Consider the following 24206-nt stretch of genomic DNA (forward strand, 5'->3'; position numbering starts at 1 on the left):
TTTATTTATTCAGAGGCTTCATCACAGCAATGACAGTGACCGCATGTTCCGTATAGCGTTGTCACTTTTTCATTTTCAAATTGATCAATGGTTTCATTGCAATCTTGACAAATAATTGTACCCACGTACATTCCCCTTTTCTTCATTCATAGTTTGAAAGCGTTTGATCTATTTCTTATTTCTATAATATGATGTCACATTTAAGTTGTCAACGGTTAATTGTATGACACATTTAATCATTTTTTATAAATATGTGCTTTTTTCTTATCATATTGAGGGAACGTTTCAATTGTATTTTGCTTCATATCAATTCTGTAACAATTGAGTAACAATCGAAAATTGTCAAAAGGGACATGATACACTAGAGTGACTAACAGGGAACAAGCTCCTAAAAATGTTGGGACAACCCCAAATGATTTTGAGGTGAATAGATTGAATTTTATGAGGACACTTCTCATTATATTCCCCATGCTCTTTGTACTTAGTTCATGCTCATTTGCGTATATCATACCGAATCAGACCGACCAAGTCCGTCATATTCAAAAACCGAGAATTCTCTTTTTTACTGATGCAGAAAACCTTGATAAAGAAAGCCCATATTATGATGCAGTCCTCGATTTAAAAAATGAATACCCTAAGGAAATGTCAAAAATGATTGTAAAAGAAGATCGTAAAGGCTGGAAAAATGAAGTGGACGAATTACCGGCTATTTTACTTGTCAATGATGAAAAAGTGATCGTGAAGGTGGAAGGAAATGTCCGCAGTAAACAAGAGATCTTATCGCCTTTATGTCATGCTTTAGACCGCGTCAATACAAACTAATGATATTTACCTTGCACTTATATATATCCATATGAAAAAACCCCTCACCTCATGAGGGGTTTTTCATATGGTGTTCAGGGCGCCAAAAAAACCCTCTCCATCAAGGAGAGGGTTTCATAGGTTTCATTATTTTACGATGTGGATTGGGCTTCCGATTGCTACTTCAGCCGTTTCCATTGTAATTTCACCTAATGTTGGGTGAGCGTGAATTGTCATAGCGATATCTTCAGCAGTCACTCCAGCTTCGATTGCAAGGCTAAGCTCTGAAATCATATCAGAAGCGCCAACACCTGCGATTTGAGCACCGATAACTAGACCATCCTCTTTACGAGTGATCATTTTCATGAAGCCATCAGTTGCATCAAGAGAAAGTGCACGTCCGTTCGCTGCGAATGGGAATTTCGCTGCAACGATTTCGATTCCTTCTGCTTTTGCTTCTGCTTCAGTGTATCCAACAGTTGCAAGTTCTGGCTCAGAGAATACAACAGCAGGAATACCAAGGTAATCAATTTCAGCTGGCTCTCCAGCGATTGCTTCAGCTGCAATTTTACCTTCGTAAGAAGCTTTGTGAGCAAGTGGTGGTCCATCAACGATGTCACCAATTGCATAGATGTTAGATACGCTTGTACGGCATTGTTTGTCTGTTTTGACAACTCCGCGGTCAGTCAATTCAACACCAACTTGCTCAAGACCAAGCTCATCAGTGTTTGGACGACGACCAACAGTCACAAGTACGTAATCAGCATCAACTGTTTTTTCTTCGCCTTTTACTTCGAACGTAACAGTGACACCATCAGATTTTTCTTCAACGCCTTTTGCAAGAGCGTTTGTATGGATTTCAACGTTTCCTTTTTTCTTCAGGTTACGTTTAACCAATGAGCTCATTTGCTTTTCGAAACCTGGAAGGATTTCGTCTCCACCTTCAAGGATCACAACTTCTGTTCCAAAGTTTGCATAAGCAGTACCAAGCTCAGTACCGATGTATCCACCACCGATGACAACTAACTTTTTAGGTACTTCTTTAAGCGCTAAAGCACCAGTTGAGTTGATCACGCGGTCTGTGTATTTAAAAGTAGGCAATTCAATTGGACGAGATCCAGTTGCAAGAATTGCATTTTTGAACGTGTAAGTCTGTGCTGAATTATCATCCATTACACGTACAGAGTTGCTGTCTACGAAATAAGCTTCACCTTTGACGATGTCTACTTTATTTCCTTTAAGAAGACCTTGAACTCCACCTGTTAACTTATTAACAACAGAAGCTTTCCACTCTTGAACTTTTGTGAAATCAACTGTTACGTTTTCAGCTTTGATACCCATGTCTTCAGAATGCTTAGCATTTTCAAAACGATGGCCAGCATTGATTAATGCTTTTGAAGGGATACAGCCAACGTTTAGACATACACCGCCAAGTGTTCCTTTTTCAACGATTGTTACTTTTTGTCCAAGCTGTGCAGCACGAATAGCAGCTACATATCCACCAGGACCTGCACCGATGACAAGAGTATCTGTTTCGATTGGGAAATCTCCTACTACCATGACATTACGCCTCCATTAAAATTAATTGTGGATCATTCAATAAACGCTTGATGTGGTTAAGGGCATTTTGCGCAGTAGCTCCGTCAATCATACGGTGGTCAAAGCTTAGGGAAAGAGCTAAGACTGGAGCTGCAACGATTTCGCCATCACGAACAACCGCTTTTTCAGCGATACGGCCAATACCAAGGATCGCTACTTCTGGGTGGTTGATGACTGGAGTAAACCATTGTCCACCAGCAGAACCGATGTTTGTGATTGTGCAAGATGCACCTTTCATTTCAGCTGGAGCCAATTTACCATCACGTGCTTTTGTTGCAAGCTCATTGATTTCGTTAGAAACTTCGAAAATCGCTTTGCGATCTGCATTTTTTACAACTGGAACTAGCAAGCCTTTTTCAGTGTCAGCTGCAATTCCGATGTTGTAGTAATGCTTTTGAACAACTTCATCTGTTTTATCATCGATAGAAGTGTTAAGTACTGGGTACTTTTTCAAAGCAGAAGTTAGAGCTTTTACAACGTAAGGCAAGTAAGTTAACTTGATTCCTTGATCAGCTGCAACTTGTTTGAATTGTTTACGATGTGCAACAAGGTTTGTTACATCAACTTCATCCATTAATGTTACGTGAGGAGCTGTATGCTTAGAGTTCACCATTGCTTTTGCGATTGCTTTGCGGATTCCGCTCATTTTCTCGCGAGTTTCTGGGAATTCTCCTTCAAGAACTGGAGCTGCTGCCGCTTTTGGAGCTGCTTCTTCTTTCGCACTTTCAGCTGCTTGAGGTGCTGCCTCTTGAGCTGCAGAACCACCATTAACGAAGCTGTCGATATCTTCTTTTAACACACGGCCGTTTTTACCAGAACCTGCAACTTTGTAAATTTCAACGCCTTTTTCGCGAGCATATTTACGTACAGATGGCATAGCGATTACGCGTTTGTTTGGATCAGCGTCTACTTGCTCTTGTGCGCCTGCACCAGTTGCTGCTGCCGCTTCTTCTTGTGCTACTTCTTTCTTCTCTGGCTCGTTACCAGCTTCAGCAGTACCTTGTACTTGAGCTTCAGTTTTTGCTTCGCCTTCTTCTTCGCTGCCTTTAAATTGAAGATTTTCGTAACCAGGTGCATCAAACGTAATGATTGTTTGTCCTACAGTTGCAACTGTTCCCTCTTCAACTTTTAATTCTAATACTTTTCCTTTAACAGGTGAAGGAATTTCTACAACTGCTTTATCATTTTGTACCTCTGCTAAAACGTCATCTTCATTGATTTCGTCGTTTGGTTTAACAAACCACTTAACGATCTCACCTTCGTGGATACCTTCTCCGATGTCCGGAAGTTTAAATTCAAATGCCACTGTTTTTCGCCTCCTAGATTTTGTTGAACCCTTGTTGTGTATATTTACACGGTCATGTAATTGATAAAGGGGAAGAGAAATAAATTCTTTTCCCCTCTGTCATTTAATTAAAATTCAAGAACTTTCTTCGCTGTTTCAAGTACATCTTTATGGTTTGGAAGCCATACGCTCTCAGCTTGAGAGAAAGCAAATACAGTATCAGGTGCAGCTACACGAAGTACTGGTGCTTCCAAGCTAAGGATCGCTCTGTCATTGATTTCAGCTACTACGTTTGCAGCAATACCAGCTTGTTTTTGTGCTTCTTGAACAACGATCGCACGGCCTGTTTTTTCAACAGAAGCGATGATTGTTTCAATATCAAGCGGGCTTACTGTGCGAAGGTCGATCACTTCAGCAGAAACGCCTTCTTTTTCTAGCTCTTCAGCAGCTTTTAGTGATTCGTGAACCATTGCACCGTAAGTGATGATTGAAAGGTCAGAACCTTCACGTTTCACGTCAGCTTTACCGATTTCAATTGTGTACTCTTCTTCAGGAACTTCCTGACGGAAAGAACGATAAAGTTTCATATGCTCAAGGAACACTACAGGATCGTTGTCACGAATTGCAGAAATTAAAAGTCCTTTTGCATCGTAAGGTGTTGAAGGAATAACAACCTTGATACCAGGCTGTTGTGCGATAAGACCTTCTAAGCTGTCAGCGTGAAGCTCAGGTGTGTGAACTCCCCCGCCGAATGGAGAACGGATTGTCACTGGAGAATGCCAGCGTCCGCCAGAACGGTAACGCATACGAGCCATTTGTCCAGAAACAGAATCTAATACTTCGTAAACGAATCCGAAGAATTGAATTTCCATTACCGGGCGGAATTCTTGTAGTCCAAGGCCAATAGCAAGACCGCCAATACCAGATTCAGCAAGTGGAGTATCGAATACACGATCCTCACCAAACTCTTTTTGCAATCCTTCAGTCGCACGGAATACGCCGCCGTTTTTACCAACGTCTTCTCCGAAAACGAGAACGTTTTCGTCATTTTTCAGTTCTGTGCGTAACGCATCAGTGATCGCTTGAATCATTGTCATTTGCGCCATGGCTTACTTCGACTCCTTCTGTTTGTAAATTTCAAGCTGTTCAACTAAGTTGAATGGTTTTACATCGTACATGTTTTCAATCAAGTCAGTGACTTTTTGCTTAGGCTGTTCGTCAGCTTCTTTGATCGCTTGTTTGATTTGTTCTTTTGCATCTTCAATCACTTTATTCTCTTCTTCTTCAGACCATAGGCCTTTGTTTTCCAAGAATTTGCGGTAGCGTACCAATGGATCTTTTTGCTCCCACTCGTTTTCATCTTCTTTTGTACGATATCTTGTTGGATCGTCACCAGCCATTGTATGTGGGCCGTAACGGAATGTAAGAGTTTCGATTAATGTTGGACCTTCACCATTTACAGCGCGCTCACGAGCTTCAGCAGTTGCTGCATAAACAGCTAATGCATCCATACCGTCAACTTGTACGCCTACGATACCAGCTGCAGCTGCTTTTTGCGCAATAGTTTGTGCAGCAGACTGCTTTTCAACAGGTGTAGAGATCGCATATCTGTTGTTTTGGACAACAAAAATCGCTGGCGCTTTGTAAGCCCCTGCAAAGTTAATACCTTCGTAGAAATCACCTTGTGAAGCTCCACCGTCACCAGTGTAAGTGATTGCAACAGCTTTTTTACCGCGCTTTTTCAAACCAAGAGCTACACCAGCAGCTTGAATGATTTGAGCACCGATAATGATTTGCGGTGAAAGTGCATTCACATCTTCAGGCATTTGGTTACCAACAAAGTGTCCGCGAGAGAACAAGAATGCTTTTGTTAGCGGAAGACCATGCCAGATTAATTGTGGTACGTCACGATATCCTGGAAGAATGAAATCTTCTTTCTCAAGTGCAAAGTGAGTTGCAAGCTGAGAAGCCTCTTGTCCAGCTGTTGGCGCGTAGAAGCCAAGACGTCCTTGACGGTTCAATGAAATTGAACGTTGATCTAATACTCGTGTAAACACCATACGGCGCATTAATTCTTTTAATTGGTCATCTGAAAGATCCGGCATTGCCGCTTCGTTTACGACTTCGCCTTTTTCGTTTAAAATTTGAAACGTTTCAAACTGCTTTTTGATGGCATCAAATTGCTTTTTGCTATCAACAATTGCTTTTTTTGTTTTTGCAGCCATTCTAAAGTCACCTCTTCCTTTCTTTTAACAGTCCATTTGTCGTGAATCCATTTATACATACAGATATAGGATAACCCAAAATACTCATATGACTCCTGTATATAATAGCCACTAAGATCGTTGTCGAAACATTGGTTGACCACTCGTTTTTGAGTCCTTCTAACTGTATTAACGATAGTTCACAAAAAACTAATACAACTTCTGTTAACAAGGAATAGTTTACAACAAGAAAAATAGTCCGTCAATTGATTTAACGGCTTTATTTAAATAAATGTATTCGCTTTACTTTTTATGGTGAACTGTATCAATCTGTTTAACAAACAACCTAATCTGTACTAGTATAGAGTGTACTACTGTACTACAATAGAAAATGTTTGTTTTTGTCGAAAAATAAAAAAAGAGCTGTTTTTCAGCTCTTTTTCGACTCTTGATCTGCTGCATTATACAAAGCCTTTTTATGATCATTCAATTGATCTGTATATCGATTGAACTTCTTACTTTCTTTTCTGACTTTGCTATATGAACGATTCACGGTCTTCAGCTTGGACTTCAGTTCGTCATATCCGAGATCCTTTTTCTTCAAAGATTGATACAAATGCTGGTCTTGTTTCAGCGCCTTTTGATACTCCTTGTAAAGCTGATCATATGACGCATATCGTTTCTCGATCGATTTGACCGTTTGATCTGCTTTCTCTTTTAACTCCGCATCTTGCAATCGTGCGGCAGATTCCTTTACCGTTTTCAATTCTTTTTTCGATTCATCCATACTGTCTTTTTCTGTTTTTAAATGTTCTTCTCGTTTCGCTGCCGATGCTAACGCCTGATCAGAAAGGCTTGCCACTGTTTTTGTATGGTCCTTCGTTGTTTGGATCATTTTTTTATACAGCTTCTGCTCTTTTTCTTCATAGCTTTGCAGTGTACCTTGCTCTTTTTCGAAGGATGCTTCTTTTTCACTCATTTTCGTCATTGCGTCCTGCATATCATTGAACGGACTTTGACCTCCGCACCCTGTCAGCAAAAGGGTACATATCCCCGCTAAAGCAGCACCTGCTTTCATGCTTCTTTTCATCTGTCTCATGACAAGGTCCCCCTTTACATCTCCACATACCACTATAATTTTTATAGACGTTTGTGACAAGGAAAGAGGTCAGTCAAATGAGGCGGAGAAGATTTTTTTCAAGCAATAGGCGCATGACTATACAAATAGTGCATTCATACATAGTTTATATTACACGCTTCGCCTTCACTTATGAGAGGCCAAGTGTATTTCCAAAGGAGGTCAAAAGTATGTCTAATTATAGTCATGGAAGTATGTATGGTGGATACGGCGGTTACGGGTATGGATTCGGTGGTGGATATGGCGGCGGCTGTTGTTACCCAAGCTATGGCGGTGGATACGGATGCGGATACGGCGGCGGACGTACATTCGCTTTAATCGTTGTGCTTTTCATCCTATTAATTATCGTTGGCGCAGCATTCTTAGGCGGCGGTGGCTGCTGCTAAGGCTGTTTAAGCCTCTGACCGGTCTCATAGGACCGGTCTTCTTTATTTCATTGCATATGTTGTGTATCATTTTATATACTTTACATACAAAGGAAATAGGAGTGAAGTTTTGTGATTACCATGGATGATATCGTAAGGGACGGCCATCCCGTCTTAAGACAAACAGCTGAAGCGGTCGAGCTCCCGCCGACAGAAGAGGAAAAACAGCAATTAGCTGACATGATCGAATTCGTCAAAAACAGTCAGGATGCTGACATTGCTGAAAAATATGGACTAAGACCCGGCGTTGGATTGGCAGCTCCGCAAATCAATATTAGTAAACGAATGATCGCTGTTCACTGTGAGGATGAAGACGGAGAAGAATACAGCTATGCTCTGTTCAACCCGCGTATTGTCAGTCATTCAGTCAAAAGAGCTTATTTAGCGACTGGTGAAGGCTGCTTATCAGTTGATGAAGCCATCCCTGGATTTGTTCCTCGATATCAAAAAATCAGGGTCAAGGCCACTACGCTTGAAGGAGAGGACATTGATATCCGTCTAAAAGGGTTCCCTGCCATTGTCTTTCAGCACGAAATTGACCATTTAAATGGTATTATGTTTTATGATCATATTCAAAAGGATCAGCCATTCGCTGAGCCAGAAAACTCTGTTGCGATCGGCAGATCATGACATAAAAAGAAGACCCGTCGATCTAAGGGTCTTCTTTTTTATTCTTCAATGAGGCCAAGCTGGGTCACTGCATGGAATATGCCGTCCTCATCTACTGGCTTTGTCACAAAATCAGCCAATGCCTTCAGTTCACTCACAGCATTTCCCATCGCCACGCCTGTTCCAGCAAACGAAATCATTTCTCTATCGTTCAGTCCGTCTCCAAAGGCAATGGTATCCTTTTGATCGTAAGGAAGTCTTTCGATGACTCGTTTGATTCCTTCAGCTTTTGATCCGCCTTTTGGCAGAACGTCTGTTGACAGCTCATGCCATCTGACAAGGTCAATTTCTTCGCGGAATGCCTTATACTCCACTTCCTCTTCTGCCTTACAAAATAACAGCATTTGAAAAATGTCGTTTTCTTTAAAGTAAGATACATCGTGCTCAGGATGCTCGGTTTTTAAAGTACCGATTCCTTCATGGATAAACGGATGATTCGGCACAGACGCCTTCATCGTTTCTTCTCCCATAAAAACAAGCGGATGATCATGACGATCCGCTGTCTCATAAATCCGCTCCATCAGCTCCTGCTTCAGCGGATTGCCGTAAATAACGTCTCCCTCATACATGACATACTGACCGTTATAAGCAATGAATGAGTCAAGCCCTAATTCTTCTAAAATGGGCCGAATCAAAAAAGGAGAACGCCCAGATGCAATGAAGAGATGATGACCTTTTTCTTTTAATAAATGAACCGCTCGCTTCGTTGACTCAGGTATATTTTTATCATGGTCATATAAAGTACCGTCGATATCAAAGAAGATGACTTTTTTATTCATATCTCGCCCTCCTGCTCTTCGTTATGTATACACACTCCCTTTCATCATACAGAAAGATTTCCGCTTTCGAAACCAATTCCTTTTGAAAGCGCCTATTTCCCACATATAACCATGTAACATTCAATAGAAACATCATATAATACAAGTATATAGAGAGACCGGAACACGCTGGTTAAGCTTACTTCAACCCGAAAGGAGGCGGCATGTGATGCTTCGTCGTCTGCGTAAGAAAATTCGAAGACAATGGAAGGACATGCTTCGTAAAAAATCGATTGCTTAAAGGGATCTTCCGCACATTTGCCGAAGGTCCTTTTTTCTCAGAGACTTTTCTTATGCGCGTTTTTTTAATATAATAGAATAAGCGAGTGTAACATACGGTATTTAAGGAGAGATTTGGATGATATATAAGGTATTTTTTCAGGCAAGTACTACTGAGGTACCTGTAAGAGAACACACAGATTCACTATACGTTGAAGCGGTTTCTGAAAGAGACGTACGCGATAAGTTGAAAAAACATAACTACAACATTGAATTCATTCAGCCTGTAGACGGTGCTTTTTTAGACTATGAACGAGAAAGTGAAAATTTTAAAGTATTGGAGCTATGAGAGGAATGAAATTTGTTAAAAACGATCAGGCGGCAGTTTTTGCGCTCGGCGGTTTAGGCGAGATCGGTAAAAACACGTATGGCGTTCAATTTCAAGATGAAATCATTTTAATTGATGCAGGTATTAAGTTTCCTGAAGACGAGCTTCTTGGAATTGACTACGTCATCCCTGACTATACGTACTTAGTTAAAAACGAAGATAAAATCAAAGGTCTTTTCATCACTCACGGACATGAAGACCACATCGGCGGTATCCCTTACCTTCTCAAGCAAGTGAATATTCCAGTTTACGGCGGCAAACTCGCAATCGGCCTACTTCGTAATAAATTGGAAGAGCACGGTCTCTTGAGACAAACAAAACTTCACATTTTTGAAGAAGAAGATACCATTAAATTTAGAAAAACAGCCGTGTCTTTCTTTAGAACGACTCACAGTATTCCAGATTCTTATGGAATTGTCGTCAAGACACCTCCTGGTAACATCGTACATACAGGTGATTTCAAGTTTGACTTTACTCCTGTTGGCGAGCCTGCCAATTTAACCAAAATGGCTGAGATCGGAAAAGAAGGCGTCCTTTGTCTTTTATCTGATAGTACAAATAGTGAAATCCCAGAATTTACGATGTCTGAAAGACGCGTAGGTGAAAGCATTGATGACATCTTTAGAAAAGTCGATGGACGCATCATCTTTGCCACGTTTGCTTCAAACATTCACAGACTTCAGCAAGTGATTGAATCTGCTGTTGCCAACGGCAGAAAAGTCGCTGTATTTGGACGCAGTATGGAATCTGCCATTGATATTGGTCAAGATCTTGGCTATATTAAATGTCCAAAAAACACGTTTATTGAACATAATGAAATCAACCGCCTTCCGGCTAACAAAGTGACCATTCTTTGTACTGGAAGCCAGGGTGAACCGATGGCAGCTCTTTCTCGTATTGCCAACGGTACTCACCGCCAGATTTCTATTAACCCTGGAGACACTGTTGTCTTCTCATCTTCACCGATTCCAGGTAACAATATTAGTGTAAGCCGCACCATTAACCAGCTTTATCGTGCAGGTGCTGAGGTCATTCATGGCTCGCTTAATAATATTCATACATCTGGTCACGGCGGACAAGAAGAACAAAAACTCATGCTCCGTTTAATTAAACCAAAATTCTTTATGCCGATTCACGGTGAATACCGCATGCAAAAAACGCATATCAAGCTTGCGAATGATTGCGGCATCCCTGAGGAAAACTGCTTTATCATGGATAACGGTGAAGTTCTTGCACTTAAAGGTGACGAAGCAAGTGTCGCTGGCAAAATTCCATCAGGCAACGTGTATATCGACGGAAGCGGTATTGGCGATATCGGAAACATCGTTTTAAGAGACCGCCGCATTCTTTCTGAAGAAGGTCTTGTCATTGTCGTCGTGAGCATGGACATGAAAGAATTCAAAATCTCTGCTGGTCCTGATTTGATCTCAAGAGGTTTTGTCTACATGAGAGAATCTGGAGACCTGATCAACGATGCACAGGATTTAATTTCGAAGCATCTTGAAAAAGTAATGGAACGTAAGACAACTCAGTGGTCTGAAATCAAGAACGAAATTACTGACACCCTTGCACCTTTCCTTTATGAAAAAACAAGACGCCGTCCAATGATCTTACCGATTATTATGGAAGTGTAATCACAAAAAGAGACACAAGCCGCTTGGCTGTGTCTCTTTTTTTCACTATTCATTGAAAAAAGCGCATATATACAAGGTACACATGCGGTTTCTCATTTTTATTGAATTGGGAGATGCTGAAAGCTTCTGACATCAAACAAACCCTTTGTCGTCATTTTCACATCAGGAATGACTGGGAGTGCCAAGAAGGACAGCGTCAAAAATGGATTAAAATCTAATGTAAAGCCTGTTTCTTTCAACGCTTCATGGAGTGCATGAAGGCTTTCATTTACAAGATGTGCCGGCTGATCTGAAAGTAAACCAGAGATCGGTAATGGCAGCGTATGAAGAGACTGACCCTCTTTGACAACCGTCAAACCGCCCCCTGCTTCTTTTAATGCGTCAATGGCTTTCACGATATCAGCATCATTTGTGCCAACCGCAATTAAATTGTGAGAATCATGCGCAACCGTTGTTGCAATTGCGCCCTTTTCTAATCCAAAGCCGCTGACAACCCCTATCCCCATTTCAGATAAGCCTTGATGGCGTTCAACAAGCACCATTTTTAATACATCTCTTTCTGTATCACTAGTGAATTGTCCGTTCGTTTCTGATGGAGAGATGCGTTCTAATTTTGTTTCTAGCTGATTTGGAATAATGCGGATGACATTCATTTTTTGATGAGCTGTGATAGGCAGAGACAGATCCTGCTCTTGAACGTCTATAGCATGAACAGATTGTAATAAGGCTGGACTTGGTGCAATTTTTTCGACACTTGGCTTGTACTCTCCATGCTGCGCCACCAATTCTCCTGCAATAAATACGCTGGTGATGTCTACTTGATGAAGATCAGAGACAAGCATAAAATCAGCATCAAAGCCTGGCGCAATGGCTCCCTTTGTTTTGAGGCCAAAGCACTCCGCTGCGTTTAAACTTCCCATTTGATACGCTAAAAATGGGTCTAACCCTTCTTTTATAGACATACGTACTTGTTCATCAATACTTCCTTCAGCCATTAAATCATCTAAATGTTTATCATCGGTACAAAAGAAAAAACGTCTCGCATTCTTTTCATTCACAGCTGGTAAAACGTTTTTCACGTTTTTGGCAACAGAGCCTTCTCTCAGCATGACATACATGCCTCGTTTTACACGTTCAAGGGCTTCGCCGGCTGTTGTTACCTCGTGATCTGTTTGGACACTAGCTGTGCGGTAAACGTTTATTAATCGGTCCGTTAAGCCTGCTAAATGGCCATCAATCAATTTATTCTCATTTTGAGCATCAAGCAGTTTTTGAAGCATATCTTCTTCAGCCTGCTCCACACCGACGTAATCCATCACCTCGGCAAGACCAAGTACCTCTTTCTCTTGATACAAAGGCTTTAAATCTTTCGCTTTTAAAACAGCACCTGATCGCTCAAAACTAACTGCCGGTACGCAGGATGGCAGCATGAAATAAATATTTAAGGCAGCTTTTCTCGCTTCTTCCAGCATAAAACGGATGCCTGTGATCCCTGACACATTGGCAATTTCATGCGGGTCTGTTACGACAGTTGTCACACCGCGCGGGACGACAGCTTTGGAGAATTCAGCAGGGGTCACCATAGAGGACTCGATATGAACGTGGCCATCAATAAAACCGGGTACAAGCATTTGACCTGCTGCATCCAGCTCCTGTTCTCCCTCGTACTCTCCAATCCCTACTATTTGTCCATTTTCAACAGCGACATCAGCGTTTAGCCATTCCTGGTTAAACACGTCCATAACCTTCGCATGTTTAATCACTAGGGCTGCTTTTTTTCTCTTTGCAGCTACCTCAATTTGATGTCTGAAAAGCTCCTTATCCAACGACACTGCCTCCTCCAAGTAAACAATATAATGTTTCTTATCGTAAACGAATCTGTTTGCCCAGTCAATGACATTTAGAGAAAATCATCCAGATAAAAAGACTGATTTTTATTTCTGAATAGTGATAATTGCATGAATAATATGATGATTGACTTTAGCTGTTTATGCAGAACAAAACAGCCCTTTTAAATGTCTTCTTCCCTCTTCACTGTCCACCTCATGTGTACACAATCATATAAAAAAACACCCCGCCCAGGGTGTTTAATAATCGTTCTGCATTTCTCGTTTTTCAAAGCGTCCAATATCGGCTACTGCCCCAATGACAATCAGAATATCTTCTTTTTGAATCATTTCATCTGCGAGCGGTGAAACAATCACTTCTTTTCCACGCTTAATCGCCACAATATTAATGCCATATCTCGCTCGAATATCGAGATCTAGAAGAGAATGCCCTGCAAGCCTGCTGTTGGCAACGATTTCAATGAGGCTGTACTCATCTGACAGCTCAAGATAATCTAATACGTTATTGGAGATGATTTTATGTGCAATTCGTCTGCCCATGTCCCGCTCTGGATGAACGATGCGGTCAGCCCCAATTTTATTTAGTACCTTTTCGTGATAGTCGTTTTGCGCCTTTACTGTGACCATTTTGACGCCAAGCTCTTTCAGCATGATCGTCGTTAAAATACTGGCCTGAATGTTTTCACCAATCGCAACGATGACATGATCAAAATTGCGAATGCCGAGATTTTTTAAAACAGATTCGTCCGTCGAATCACCAATCACCGCATGTGAGGCAATTTTCGCGTATTCGTTCACTCGATCTTCATTCATATCCATGGCCATGACTTCAAGTCCTTCTTCGCTCAGCGCCTTGCAAATACTCCCGCCAAAGCGTCCAAGACCAATGACTGCATATTCCTTTTTCATGTTCAGACTCCTTTTATCTCACTTACCATGCATTTTACTACGGTTTGATTAACGAATCCATATGCGAGCGAATTTTTTTGCGGAACGCTTCACTTAAGTAAAGATCTGCTCCTTTTTCAATTTCACTGCGGTAATGACCTGGCGGAGCAATTTCATCGCTCTTTTGAAGAACTAGAAAGGTTAAACAGTCTGCATATATTTGATCACCTATTTTGACATCGACAAAAGCTGGACGATATGTGCCCTCATAGACGCCTTCTCGTTTGTACAAATATCGAATGGCATCAAAAGGAACCTCATATAAAACGCCCTCTGTTTCTCCGCCGTCTTCTACCATATCTGCTCTTGATCCATCAGGCCTCACCAACGTAAATCTAGTTGTAAAGCCGTTCAGACCACCGCCGCCGATGATTTGTTTAAAATAATGATCAACTTCTGCCAGTTTCAATCTTGCATCATCCATACAGGAGCCATAGGCAAAATAATAGAAGGATGCCGGCTTCTGCTGCCACAGTCTATATTCCTTCCAGCAGCCGCTCTCGATCTCCTTCAGAGATGATGTCTTCTGCTTTGGTAAAGTGTATGTAACAGCCGCCACCAGCCCTTGGTCTGTCATGACATCGACCACCTGCTTGTCATACCCTTCCTCAAGAAAATCTATCTTATTCAGCGTGCTTGCGGTTACCTCGTACAATTCTCCATATACTGTGCTTTTCTCTTCTAGAACGCACGCAGGGTATCCTTGACCTGTATCATAGATTCTGCCGCTGATCCAAGCTGATTTAGCTAATGACCTGCTATCTTTCATATACGCCTCGTGGTGCTCTTCATGCTGCAAAAGCGTCCCATATACAAATAAAGCTTTCACCTTCATGAAATCACGTCCTCTCGCCTTTCTGCTGTCTGCATTTTTGCCACACAGGTAAGTAGATATGAAAAGCTGTACCTTTTCCCAGCTCACTGACCACATCCATCCTACCGTGATGATCTTTTAAAATCGCTGCACAGATGGTGAGGCCAAGTCCCGTCCCTTCTGTTTTCGTGGAGAAGAAAGGATCATATATTTTCTGAATATCCTCTTCAGACATCCCTTTTCCTTCATCTTGAATGGTAATTTTCCATTCGTTCATCACTTTTTCTGTTGATATGTATATGCTGCCGCCTTCGGGCATTGCCTCAATGGCATTTTTGATTAAATTAATGAACAGCTGCTTCATTTGATTAGCGTCTGCTAATATAGCGCCGGCATCCTGCTTTTTAAATGGCTGTTTGAGATCAATATTCGCAAGGACTGCATTGGTTTTCAGCAATGTAATGACCTGCTCTAACAGTCCATGAAGCTGAACTTCTTGAAAATGGACCGACTGCGGCTTTGCCAGCACAAGCAGCTCACTTAAAACAAAATCAATCCGTTTAATTTCGGAAAAGATAATGTCAAAATAATCGGTTCTTTCAGGATATTGTGTTTTCATCAGCTGCAAAAAGCCGTTTACTGAGGTCAGCGGATTTCTGACTTCATGGGCGATTCCAGCGGCTATTTGTCCTGCAACGGCTAACTTTTGCGCCTGCATTTGCACTTGTTGATTTGATCTTTCAAGTTCAAGCTTTGCCAGCTTTTGTTTTGTAATATCTGCAACTGTTCCAATACCTCCAGTAAACTGGTGCTGCTCATCAAAGTAGAGTTTATAATGAACGTCTCCCCATACTTTCTTCCCCTCTTTATGAAGAAGCTGCAGCTCGATCCGCCCTGAATCTTTATGCTCTTTGATGACAGATGACAAATGCTGAATAACTCTTTCTTCTTGATCAAAGTACTGATTGTACATCGTACCTAGACATTCATCTATGTCATAGCCGGTCATTTGTTTCCATGCTTGATTTAAGAAGATGATGTGCCCTTTTTCATCTGTTTCAAAGACAATTTCTTGCAAGTTATCTGTAATTCGATTCAGCCGCTCTGTCAGTTCGTGTGCTTCTTTTTCTCTCTTATTTAGATCTGACACAAGTAAATTCAAGCGGTCTACATATCCTGAGACAACCCAGATCCCTGCTAACACAACGACTGTAAAGGCTAGATCGAGCGGCCAATTAATTTGATAGCCGCCTAGATAATAAAACAAATCCCAGCTTATGATTAAGATAAATGCAAGAACAGATAACACGATCCGCACTTGATATGTTTTGTTCAAATGATTCCACCTGCCGCCCTGAGATTCTTTGTCAATTGTACCATTTTCCACTTATTTTTTGAGGGAGATGGGGCATTTTTAAGGAACTTTTTTAAAGAAAAAATAGCCTGTTCTCAGCACAAAGGAAGAGAGCAGGCTATTTTGATTACTTCTGAAGAGCTTCTTGCAGCTCTTTTAACAGCAGTTCTGCGCCTTCAGCGCTTAATGTAATTTGACCATTTCCATATTCATGGTTCTCTGATGTAATCTCACCAGTCATGAGACAAACGCCCTCTGGCTGATATTTTTTCAAGACGATTTTATCTCCATCTATAAAAAATTCCATACTGTCTTTAATAGCGATATCAAGTGCTCTTCTCAATTCGATTGGCATCACAATACGCCCTAGTTCGTCTACTTTTCTTACGACTCCGATAGATTTCAATTTCGTTCCCTCTTTCTTTCATTAGCTCAAGATCAATCTGTTTTTCACCAATTGATATATCGTAGACGTAAGAGATTCTTAAAAGGTTTCTCCTCTATAAAAATTTTTTTCATAAAAGAAAAAACAAAGGGAAAATTTATTGTGATTGTCAAAATGATACTTGAATTTTACAGATTCATTTCAAGGTGATCACAAACCCCCACAAATGACATCAACCCTCTGAACTTTTAAATGTAAAATTGTTTAAAACAGCAAAAATAGAGATTGGGTGAAAACATGTTTCAAAATGCCGAAATTGGAATTGATTTAGGAACAGCTAACATATTGGTTTATAGTAAAAATAAGGGAATTATTTTAAATGAACCGTCCGTCGTAGCAGTCGATACAGAAACAAAGACTGTACTTGCCGTCGGATCAGAAGCGAAAGAAATGATCGGGAAAACACCTGGGAAAATTGTTGCGATCCGTCCGATGAAAGACGGTGTCATCGCTGATTATGATATGACAACAGATTTACTTAAACAAATCATGAAAAAAGCAGGAAAAAATATCGGGTTTACCTTCAGAAAGCCAACTGTCGTTGTATGTACACCTTCTGGTTCAACGGCTGTTGAGCGCCGCGCGATCAGCGATGCTGTGAAAAACTGCGGAGCAAAACATGTGCATTTAATTGAAGAACCTGTTGCAGCTGCAATCGGGGCCGATCTTCCGGTAGACGAGCCTGTTGCGAACGTTGTAGTCGATATTGGCGGCGGAACAACAGAAGTTGCGATCATTTCATTTGGCGGTGTTGTCTCTTGTCATTCGATCCGAATTGGCGGCGATCAGCTGGATGAAGATATCATTACGTTTGTCAGAAAGAAATATAACCTATTAATCGGCGAACGGACTGCTGAGCAGGTGAAAATGGAAATTGGGTATGGTCTTATTGAGCATGAGCCTGAATCATTAGAAGTGCGCGGGCGCGATCTTGTGACAGGTCTGCCAAAAACGATCACACTTGTTTCTCATGAAATTCAAGGCGCCATGCGTGAATCACTTCTTCATATTTTAGAAGCGATTCGTGCCACATTAGAGGACAGCCCTCCAGAGCTAAGCGGAGATATTGTAGACCGCGGCGTCATTTTAACTGGCGGAGGCGCTCTTTTAAATGGAATACAAGAATGGCTTTCTCAAGAGATTGTTGTTCCAGTCCATATTGCAGCCAATCCCCTTGAATCTGTTGCAATTGGAACAGGTCGTTCATTAGAAGTGATCGACAAATTGCAAAAAACTTTAAAATAATCTTCTTGTTCTACTTCTTTTTTTGTCATTTCGATCATATCGTGAGAAATGGATAAACGTGAAGGAGGAAGAACATGTTGCTTGATTTAGGTAAACGGGTCGTTGTCACAGTCATTTTAACGGGTATTATTTTAGGAGGAATGAGCCTGTCGTTTTCACATATGCCGCCTTCTAATGCACAGCCTGTGAAACAACTGAACCGCTAAAAAAGCCGCACGAAAGCGGCTTTTTTATTTTGGCTTTAAACGGGCTCCCCATTTTCCTTTTCGGTCATAAATCTGATATGATGAACATGACTAAAGGAGGGGTTTTTATGAGTTCATTTGAAAAACAACTAGATCAATATGCGAAGACCATCGTTGAAGTCGGTGTGAATGTACAAAAGGGGCAGGAAGTCGTTGTATCCGCATTTACTGAATCTGCACATCTTGTTCGTCTTGTAGCGAAACACGCGTATGAGCGCGGGGCGAAAAACGTACATATCCGCTGGAGTGATGGTGTTCTCACCCGTTTAAAGTATGAACATGCACCGCAAGATGTATTTGAGCAATTCCCTGAATGGGAAGCACAGATGATGGAAACCATCGCAAAACGCGGAGGCGCTTTTATTACCATCCTGTCAGAAAGCCCTGACCTTTTGCGAGGCATTGATTCGAAAAAAATCGCTGCACAGCAAAAAGCTGCTGGTTCAGCACTACATACATATCGTCAATACGTTCAATCTGACAAAGTCGCTTGGACAGTCGTAGGTGCTGCATCAAAAGAATGGGCGAAAAAGATTTTCCCTGATCATACAGATGAAGAAGCTGTCACGTTATTGTGGGATCAAATCTTTAAAGTCGCACGCGCTGATCAAGCAGATCCAGTTGAGGCTTGGAAAAAGCACGATGCCTCATTAAACGAAAAGGTCAAAATACTCAATGAAGGCCACTACCACAAGCTTCATTATGAAGCACCGGGCACAGACTTAACAATCGAGCTTCCAGAGCAGCACATTTGGGTAGGTGCTGGCAGCGTAAGTGAACGCGGCGTTTCATTCATGGCCAACATGCCGACAGAAGAAGTCTTTACCGTACCGAAAAAAGACGGTGTAAATGGGACAGTCTCAAGCACAAAGCCGCTCAGCTATGCTGGAAACATCATTGATGAGTTTTCATTAACCTTTGAAAACGGCCGGATTGTGGATGTGAAAGCAAAAGAAGGCGAAGATATTTTAAAATCTCTCGTTGAAACAGATGAAGGCTCTCATTATTTAGGTGAGGTTGCCCTCGTACCAGATGATTCACCAATTTCTAACTCAAATATTCTTTATTACAATACACTTTACGATGAAAATGCATCAAATCACCTTGCCATCGGCAGCGGATATGCGTTTAATATCGAAGGCGGAAAAGAAATGAAACGAGAGGAATTGGATGCTGCGGGTGTGAACAGCAGTATTACACACGTTGATTTTATGATTGGTTCAAAGGAAATGAATATTGACGGAATCACAAAAGACGGGAAACGCGAACCGATCTTCCGAAATGGAAACTGGGCGATTTAATCAAAAAAAGACATCCACATTTGGATGTCTTTTTTGTGTTATGCGTAAAGCTCTTCAAGTCTTTTTTGGATGTCTTGATCTGATAAAAACTCATCATATGTTGTTTGTTTATCGACGATGCCATTTGGCGTCACTTCGATAATCCGGTTTGCGACTGTTTCAACAAACTGATGGTCATGAGATGAGAAGAGCATGGCTCCTTTAAAGCTCATGAGACCGTTATTCAGCGCTGTAATGGATTCTAGGTCTAAGTGGTTCGTTGGCTCATCCAGCAGCAATATATTCGCTCCAGACAGCATCATTTTTGATAACATACAACGAACCTTTTCTCCTCCTGATAAGACACTTGCTTTTTTCTTCACTTCTTCCCCAGAGAAAAGCATACGTCCTAAGAAACCACGCAGGAAGCTTTCGCTTTGATCATTCGGAGAATATTGACGGAGCCAATCAACGAGATCAACGTCATTTCCATCAAAGTATTCACTATTATCTTTCGGGAAAAAAGCTTGTGACGTTGTGACGCCCCATTTAAATGATCCGCTGTCTGGCTCCATTTCACCAGCAAGGATTTTAAATAATGTGGACACAGCAAGCTCATTACGGCTTAAGAACGCAATTTTATCTTCGCGGTTCATAATAAAGCTGACATTATCCAGTACTTTTACACCGTCAATTGTTTTTGATAGACCTTCTACTTGAAGGACATCATTTCCGATTTCGCGCTCTGGTGCAAAATGAACATACGGATATTTACGTGAAGACGGCTTAATGTCATCTAAAGAGATTTTATCAAGCAATTTCTTTCTTGATGTCGCTTGCTTGGATTTAGAAGCGTTCGCACTAAACCGGGCAACGAATTCTTGAAGCTGCTTAATTTGTTCTTCTTTTTTCTTATTTGCTTCTTGGCTTAGTTTCAGCGCTAACTGGCTGGACTCATACCAAAAATCATAGTTACCGACGTATACTTGGATTCTTCCGAAATCAAGATCCGCAATATGTGTACATACTTTATTTAAGAAATGACGATCATGCGAAACGACGATGACGGTATTTTCAAAGTTAATGAGGAACTCTTCGAGCCACTGGATTGCTTGTAAGTCCAAGTGGTTCGTCGGCTCATCGAGAAGAAGAACGTCAGGCTTGCCAAATAAAGCTTGAGCTAAAAGTACTTTTACCTTTTCAGAACCGCCAAGCTCAGACATTTTCTTCGATTGAAGGCTTTCTGGAATGCCAAGACCCTTTAATAGGATCGCTGCTTCACTTTCAGCTTCCCAGCCGTTTAATTCGGCAAATTCACCTTCAAGTTCTGCTGCACGAATCCCGTCTTCATCTGAGAAATCAGGTTTCATATAGATCGCATCTTTCTCCTGCATCACATCATATAGACGTTTGTGACCCATGATGACGACTTTCAGCACTTCAAACTCTTCGTATTCAAAGTGGTTCTGTTTTAAAATCGCTAAACGCTCGCCAGGACTCATATGAACATCGCCCGTTTGAGGCTCAATTTCGCCAGAAAGAATTTTTAGGAACGTTGATTTACCAGCTCCATTGGCACCAATTAATCCGTAGCAGTTGCCAGGAGTGAATTTAATATTTACTTCTTCAAATAGTTTACGATCAGCAAAGCGCAAACTAACATTATTTACTGCAATCATTTATTAATCCTCCATCACTCATTCATCATTATGAAGTATAACATGAATAACGTTTGATAGAAACGTCTCTCGCTAAGAACGAAGGCTTTTTGTCTATTATGATATAATAAACGGGAATGATTGATTGAAGGAGTTCGGGCGATTTGAGATTACTCACACTGATGGAATACTGTTTATTGATTTTCTTTATGGGCATTTATTTATCTGCAACAGGCTTTAATGCGAGGGACTTTGGCCTTTATATTGGGCTTGTCCTCATTTACACACTGGTTCACATCTTTTCCAAACGCTTTTTACAAAAGCGGGGCAAAGAAAACCAAAAGATCGGATTGTTTCGATCCGTTTTAGCCATTACCGGATCTGTGTTCGCTTCTGTTCTTGCGATTGTGATCATTGTGACGGTGCTCACACCAAATTAAAAACGACCCTTCTGTAAGGGTCGCTCGTTCAAGTACCTTTCTCTTGCCCATGAGAAGGTGCTTTTATTTTGTCTGTCGAATATCGCCAAATGGGAAGAAAACAAATTCTGATGTCCCGACAACCCGGTCCTTTTCAATGAGGCCAAGTCCATTTCGGCTGTCCATGGAATTGAGTCTGTTGTCCCCCATCACAAAGTAATCGTTTTTCGGTACTTTTACTGGACCAAAATCTCCAGTTAAATGCACTTCATACTCTTTCGCATGCGCCTTGTTCTCTTTTAAATAAGGCTCATCTACTTTTTTTCCATTAATGTAAAGCGTATCATCCTTCATTTCAATCGTATCACCTGGAAGACCGATCAATCGTTTGACATAATGAATCTTCTGACCATCTTTTCCATTAATAATCACGATGTCACCGCGTTTCACACCACCGAGATAGTTAATGGTTTTGTTGACAAACAGCTTTTCCCCGTCATGAAGTGTCGGCTCCATTGACTCTCCTTCCACTACATACGGTTCAAATATAAATGTACGGATGAGCAAGACGAGCGCAAGTGCAATTAAAATGGCTTTGATCCATTCAAACAGTGAACTTTTCTTCTCTGTTTTGGCTTGCTTCGCATCAGATTGAATTTCATTTTCGTTTTGTTTGTTTTCTTCGTTCAAAATACTGCTTCCTCCTAAGACTTTCTACTAAAAGACATAAAACGTGAATTGAATAACTTTACTTTATCATATGTCATTTAAAAATTCACAAAACAACCATCTAATTAGATATTTTTTCCTAATTCACTGATAATTAAACAAAAAGAAGCACCGTTTTACACGATGCTTCTCTTCTGCATTACGCTTCTTGTCTGACTGGTTTTTTCAAAATACCCAGTAAAATCGCTGTCACAACGGCACCGATTAAGATGCTGATGATATAAAGAACTGGATGATTTGTTACCCAGAAAACAAATAGTCCGCCATGCGGTGCAGGAAGCGTCACTCTGAAGAATTCCGTTAATCCGCCAGCAACTGCTGCACCAATAACAGCTGAAGGAATCACACGAAGAGGATCTGCCGCCGCAAATGGGATCGCTCCTTCCGTGATGAAGGCAGCTCCCATGAAGTAACATGTAATCCCTGCTTCACGGTCACGTTTTGAAAACTTATTTCTAAAGATCGTTGTTGCAAGTGCAATACCTAGTGGTGGAACCATTCCGCCTGCCATAATCGCAGCATGCGGTGCATAGTTGCCAGCAGCAATCATCGCAAGACCAAATGTGTAAGCCGCTTTGTTAATTGGGCCTCCCATATCAATTGCCATCATACCAGCTAAAATAATACCCATTAAGACAAGGTTTCCCGTACCTAATGATTCAAGCCAATGTGTTAATCCGTCCATCACCATTTTCACTGGTGTGTTGACAATATAATGCATGATAATGCCTGTGAAGAAAATACCGAACAATGGATACAGCAGAACCGGTTTAATCCCGTCGAGTGTCTGCGGTACGAATGTGAATACTTTTTTGAGCAGCACAACAATGTAACCTGCTAGGAAACCAGCAATCAATCCGCCTAAGAACCCTGCACCTGCTGCTGACGCCATAAAACCACCGACCATACCTGGCGCAAAACCTGGACGATCTGCAATACTCATGGCAATAAATCCAGCTAATACCGCAACGATTAAGGCAAGCGCATTATCGCCGCCAATTCCTTTTAAGACAGCTGCAAATGAATTAAATGAAGGGTCCTTAGGATCTGCTGAGTTAATGCCCCAGAAGAATGAAATCGCAACAAGAATACCGCCTCCGACAACAAATGGAAGCATGTTACTTACACCACTCATTAAGTGCTTGTAAAATCCGCTTCTTCCTTTGCCAGATGATTCATTTTCCTCTTTAGAAGAACTGCCGCCTGAACCTTTATAAATCGGCGCATCTTGATTGATTGCTTTTTCAATTAATTCCTGTGGACGGCGAATACCAGCTGTTACAGGGACTTCAATGACATGCTTGCCTTTAAAGCGTTCCATCTCTACTTGCTTGTCCGCTGCCACAATGATGGCTGGTGCTTCTTCAATTTCTTTTGCTGTAAGGGCATGTTTAATACCGCCAGAGCCGTTTGTTTCAACTTTAATGTCAACGCCCATTTCCTTTGCTTTTTCTTTCAAAGCATCTGCTGCCATAAATGTATGGGCAATACCTGTCGGGCAGGCTGTTACCGCTAAAATTTTAGCAGGCTTTCCTTCTGCAGCCGGCTCCTCTTGAACTTCCTCTTCTTCTTCATCATCTTGATCATGTGTATTGATGATCTCAATGATTTCATCTTCAGTCGCCGCTTCAAGGAGCTGCTTTCGAATTTCTTCACGCATAAGAAGTGTGGATAAACGAGAAAGTGCCTCTAAGTGCGTGTTGTTTGCACCTTCAGTTGCGGCAATCATAAAGACAAGATGACTCGGCTGTGCGTCTAGTGATTCATAATCTACACCAGCAGTTGAGCGGCCAAATGCAATGGCAGGCTCTTTTACACTTGCTGTTTTAGCATGCGGGATGGCAATTCCTTCGCCAATACCAGTAGAGCTCTGTTTTTCACGATTGATCACAGCTTCTTTGTAGCCCTCTTTATCATTTAACTTGCCTGCTGTATCTAAAACAGTGACCAGCTCTTCAATGACTGCTTCTTTCTGCTGGCTGTCTAATTGAAGCTTAATGGTATGCTTCGTGAGTAGTTCTGTAATTTTCATGATGACTCCT

The 24206-nt window shown here is 41.3% G+C and carries 24 protein-coding genes; 9 read left to right on the forward strand and 15 right to left on the reverse strand.

The window, feature by feature from the left end; all coding sequences use genetic code 11:
• Nucleotides 1-5: 5 nt before the first annotated feature.
• Nucleotides 6-125, reverse strand: a complete 120-nt coding sequence (locus M1D84_RS11780; RefSeq protein ID WP_003212464.1) for a GapA-binding peptide SR1P — start codon at nucleotides 123-125, stop codon at nucleotides 6-8.
• Between the two features lie 316 nt (nucleotides 126-441).
• On the opposite strand from M1D84_RS11780, the gene M1D84_RS11785 reads away from it, so the two are divergent.
• A complete protein-coding gene (locus tag M1D84_RS11785; protein WP_223250976.1) occupies nucleotides 442-822 on the forward strand; it encodes a hypothetical protein in 381 nt (126 codons plus the stop codon).
• A 126-nt stretch (nucleotides 823-948) separates the two neighbouring features.
• Here M1D84_RS11785 and lpdA read toward each other — a convergent pair whose 3' ends face one another.
• The 5 genes from lpdA to M1D84_RS11810 form a co-directional block, all read right to left on the reverse strand.
• The gene (gene lpdA, locus M1D84_RS11790) at nucleotides 949-2361 is read right to left on the reverse strand and encodes a dihydrolipoyl dehydrogenase (RefSeq protein WP_024426892.1); all 1413 of its coding nucleotides are present in this window, start codon (nucleotides 2359-2361) and stop codon (nucleotides 949-951) included.
• A gap of 4 nt (nucleotides 2362-2365) precedes the next feature.
• Nucleotides 2366-3706: a dihydrolipoamide acetyltransferase family protein gene (locus tag M1D84_RS11795; protein ID WP_024426891.1), complete on the reverse strand. Its 1341-nt coding sequence runs from the start codon at nucleotides 3704-3706 to the stop codon at nucleotides 2366-2368.
• 107 nt (nucleotides 3707-3813) lie between these two features.
• Complete coding sequence (gene pdhB / locus M1D84_RS11800; protein ID WP_012009824.1) at nucleotides 3814-4791, reverse strand: pyruvate dehydrogenase complex E1 component subunit beta; 978 nt, start codon at nucleotides 4789-4791, stop codon at nucleotides 3814-3816.
• Nucleotides 4792-4794: 3 nt separating this feature from the next.
• Nucleotides 4795-5910 carry a pyruvate dehydrogenase (acetyl-transferring) E1 component subunit alpha gene (gene pdhA, locus M1D84_RS11805; RefSeq protein WP_024424754.1) on the reverse strand — a complete coding sequence of 372 codons (1116 nt, stop codon included), beginning with the start codon at nucleotides 5908-5910 and terminating at the stop codon, nucleotides 4795-4797.
• A gap of 409 nt (nucleotides 5911-6319) precedes the next feature.
• Nucleotides 6320-6988, reverse strand: coding sequence for a YkyA family protein (locus tag M1D84_RS11810; protein ID WP_056766352.1), 669 nt, complete (start codon nucleotides 6986-6988; stop codon nucleotides 6320-6322).
• A 233-nt stretch (nucleotides 6989-7221) separates the two neighbouring features.
• Between M1D84_RS11810 and M1D84_RS11815 the strand changes: the two genes are divergently transcribed.
• On the forward strand, nucleotides 7222-7413 hold the full coding sequence (locus tag M1D84_RS11815) for a YjcZ family sporulation protein (protein WP_029706718.1): 192 nt from the start codon (nucleotides 7222-7224) through the stop codon (nucleotides 7411-7413).
• A 111-nt stretch (nucleotides 7414-7524) separates the two neighbouring features.
• Nucleotides 7525-8082: a peptide deformylase gene (gene def, locus M1D84_RS11820; RefSeq protein ID WP_024424751.1), complete on the forward strand. Its 558-nt coding sequence runs from the start codon at nucleotides 7525-7527 to the stop codon at nucleotides 8080-8082.
• Between the two features lie 38 nt (nucleotides 8083-8120).
• Here the strand turns inward: def and M1D84_RS11825 are convergent, their stop codons facing one another.
• A complete protein-coding gene (locus M1D84_RS11825) occupies nucleotides 8121-8900 on the reverse strand; it encodes a Cof-type HAD-IIB family hydrolase (protein ID WP_101677235.1) in 780 nt (259 codons plus the stop codon).
• Between the two features lie 397 nt (nucleotides 8901-9297).
• On the opposite strand from M1D84_RS11825, the gene M1D84_RS11830 reads away from it, so the two are divergent.
• Entirely contained in the window at nucleotides 9298-9507 is a 210-nt protein-coding gene (locus M1D84_RS11830) for a DNA-dependent RNA polymerase subunit epsilon (protein ID WP_008345114.1), read from the forward strand.
• Nucleotides 9508-9512: 5 nt separating this feature from the next.
• Nucleotides 9513-11180, forward strand: coding sequence for a ribonuclease J1 (gene rnjA, locus M1D84_RS11835; RefSeq protein WP_012009818.1), 1668 nt, complete (start codon nucleotides 9513-9515; stop codon nucleotides 11178-11180).
• A gap of 98 nt (nucleotides 11181-11278) precedes the next feature.
• On the opposite strand, the gene ade is transcribed toward rnjA, so the two are convergent.
• The 5 genes from ade to M1D84_RS11860 all read right to left on the reverse strand — a co-directional run bounded on the left by ade (nucleotide 11279) and on the right by M1D84_RS11860 (nucleotide 16549).
• A complete protein-coding gene (gene ade, locus M1D84_RS11840; RefSeq protein ID WP_025092364.1) occupies nucleotides 11279-13006 on the reverse strand; it encodes an adenine deaminase in 1728 nt (575 codons plus the stop codon).
• Between the two features lie 261 nt (nucleotides 13007-13267).
• Nucleotides 13268-13936, reverse strand: coding sequence for a potassium channel family protein (locus M1D84_RS11845; RefSeq protein ID WP_008345123.1), 669 nt, complete (start codon nucleotides 13934-13936; stop codon nucleotides 13268-13270).
• A 37-nt stretch (nucleotides 13937-13973) separates the two neighbouring features.
• Entirely contained in the window at nucleotides 13974-14810 is an 837-nt protein-coding gene (locus M1D84_RS11850; RefSeq protein ID WP_332284460.1) for a gamma-glutamylcyclotransferase, read from the reverse strand.
• 4 nt (nucleotides 14811-14814) lie between these two features.
• Nucleotides 14815-16125 carry an ATP-binding protein gene (locus M1D84_RS11855; RefSeq protein ID WP_332284462.1) on the reverse strand — a complete coding sequence of 437 codons (1311 nt, stop codon included), beginning with the start codon at nucleotides 16123-16125 and terminating at the stop codon, nucleotides 14815-14817.
• A gap of 145 nt (nucleotides 16126-16270) precedes the next feature.
• Nucleotides 16271-16549 carry an AbrB/MazE/SpoVT family DNA-binding domain-containing protein gene (locus M1D84_RS11860; protein ID WP_024424746.1) on the reverse strand — a complete coding sequence of 93 codons (279 nt, stop codon included), beginning with the start codon at nucleotides 16547-16549 and terminating at the stop codon, nucleotides 16271-16273.
• 276 nt (nucleotides 16550-16825) lie between these two features.
• Between M1D84_RS11860 and mreBH the strand changes: the two genes are divergently transcribed.
• From mreBH to M1D84_RS11875, 3 genes are all read left to right on the forward strand, one after another.
• The gene (gene mreBH, locus M1D84_RS11865; RefSeq protein ID WP_024424745.1) at nucleotides 16826-17833 is read left to right on the forward strand and encodes a rod-share determining protein MreBH; all 1008 of its coding nucleotides are present in this window, start codon (nucleotides 16826-16828) and stop codon (nucleotides 17831-17833) included.
• Between the two features lie 74 nt (nucleotides 17834-17907).
• Nucleotides 17908-18039 carry a protein YkpC gene (locus tag M1D84_RS11870; protein WP_003210922.1) on the forward strand — a complete coding sequence of 44 codons (132 nt, stop codon included), beginning with the start codon at nucleotides 17908-17910 and terminating at the stop codon, nucleotides 18037-18039.
• Nucleotides 18040-18146: 107 nt separating this feature from the next.
• The gene (locus tag M1D84_RS11875; RefSeq protein WP_375851273.1) at nucleotides 18147-19379 is read left to right on the forward strand and encodes an aminopeptidase; all 1233 of its coding nucleotides are present in this window, start codon (nucleotides 18147-18149) and stop codon (nucleotides 19377-19379) included.
• 38 nt (nucleotides 19380-19417) lie between these two features.
• On the opposite strand, the gene M1D84_RS11880 is transcribed toward M1D84_RS11875, so the two are convergent.
• The gene (locus M1D84_RS11880) at nucleotides 19418-21037 is read right to left on the reverse strand and encodes an ABC-F family ATP-binding cassette domain-containing protein (protein WP_458106253.1); all 1620 of its coding nucleotides are present in this window, start codon (nucleotides 21035-21037) and stop codon (nucleotides 19418-19420) included.
• Nucleotides 21038-21180: 143 nt separating this feature from the next.
• On the opposite strand from M1D84_RS11880, the gene M1D84_RS11885 reads away from it, so the two are divergent.
• On the forward strand, nucleotides 21181-21456 hold the full coding sequence (locus M1D84_RS11885) for a hypothetical protein (RefSeq protein ID WP_024424743.1): 276 nt from the start codon (nucleotides 21181-21183) through the stop codon (nucleotides 21454-21456).
• Between the two features lie 63 nt (nucleotides 21457-21519).
• Here M1D84_RS11885 and lepB read toward each other — a convergent pair whose 3' ends face one another.
• Both lepB and M1D84_RS11895 read right to left on the reverse strand, forming a co-directional pair.
• Nucleotides 21520-22092 carry a signal peptidase I gene (gene lepB / locus M1D84_RS11890; RefSeq protein ID WP_029706712.1) on the reverse strand — a complete coding sequence of 191 codons (573 nt, stop codon included), beginning with the start codon at nucleotides 22090-22092 and terminating at the stop codon, nucleotides 21520-21522.
• Nucleotides 22093-22303: 211 nt separating this feature from the next.
• Nucleotides 22304-24196: a PTS fructose transporter subunit IIABC gene (locus M1D84_RS11895; protein ID WP_024424741.1), complete on the reverse strand. Its 1893-nt coding sequence runs from the start codon at nucleotides 24194-24196 to the stop codon at nucleotides 22304-22306.
• Between the last annotated feature and the right edge of the window lie 10 nt (nucleotides 24197-24206).

It is taken from the genome of Bacillus sp. PK5-006 (assembly GCF_054161415.1).

Bases quoted from the DNA above. Each gene is read 5' to 3' on its own strand.
- M1D84_RS11785 (WP_223250976.1), top strand. From the start codon at position 442: ATGAGGACACTTCTCATTATATTCCCCATGCTCTTTGTACTTAGTTCA.
- lpdA (WP_024426892.1), bottom strand. From the start codon at position 2,361: ATGGTAGTAGGAGATTTCCCAATCGAAACAGATACTCTTGTCATCGGT.
- pdhB (WP_012009824.1), bottom strand. From the start codon at position 4,791: ATGGCGCAAATGACAATGATTCAAGCGATCACTGATGCGTTACGCACA.
- pdhA (WP_024424754.1), bottom strand. From the start codon at position 5,910: ATGGCTGCAAAAACAAAAAAAGCAATTGTTGATAGCAAAAAGCAATTT.
- M1D84_RS11810 (WP_056766352.1), bottom strand. From the start codon at position 6,988: ATGAGACAGATGAAAAGAAGCATGAAAGCAGGTGCTGCTTTAGCGGGG.
- M1D84_RS11815 (WP_029706718.1), top strand. From the start codon at position 7,222: ATGTATGGTGGATACGGCGGTTACGGGTATGGATTCGGTGGTGGATAT.
- M1D84_RS11825 (WP_101677235.1), bottom strand. From the start codon at position 8,900: ATGAATAAAAAAGTCATCTTCTTTGATATCGACGGTACTTTATATGAC.
- M1D84_RS11830 (WP_008345114.1), top strand. From the start codon at position 9,298: ATGATATATAAGGTATTTTTTCAGGCAAGTACTACTGAGGTACCTGTA.
- rnjA (WP_012009818.1), top strand. From the start codon at position 9,513: ATGAAATTTGTTAAAAACGATCAGGCGGCAGTTTTTGCGCTCGGCGGT.
- M1D84_RS11845 (WP_008345123.1), bottom strand. From the start codon at position 13,936: ATGAAAAAGGAATATGCAGTCATTGGTCTTGGACGCTTTGGCGGGAGT.
- M1D84_RS11850 (WP_332284460.1), bottom strand. From the start codon at position 14,810: ATGAAGGTGAAAGCTTTATTTGTATATGGGACGCTTTTGCAGCATGAA.
- mreBH (WP_024424745.1), top strand. From the start codon at position 16,826: ATGTTTCAAAATGCCGAAATTGGAATTGATTTAGGAACAGCTAACATA.
- M1D84_RS11870 (WP_003210922.1), top strand. From the start codon at position 17,908: ATGTTGCTTGATTTAGGTAAACGGGTCGTTGTCACAGTCATTTTAACG.
- M1D84_RS11875 (WP_375851273.1), top strand. From the start codon at position 18,147: ATGAGTTCATTTGAAAAACAACTAGATCAATATGCGAAGACCATCGTT.
- M1D84_RS11880 (WP_458106253.1), bottom strand. From the start codon at position 21,037: ATGATTGCAGTAAATAATGTTAGTTTGCGCTTTGCTGATCGTAAACTA.
- M1D84_RS11895 (WP_024424741.1), bottom strand. From the start codon at position 24,196: ATGAAAATTACAGAACTACTCACGAAGCATACCATTAAGCTTCAATTA.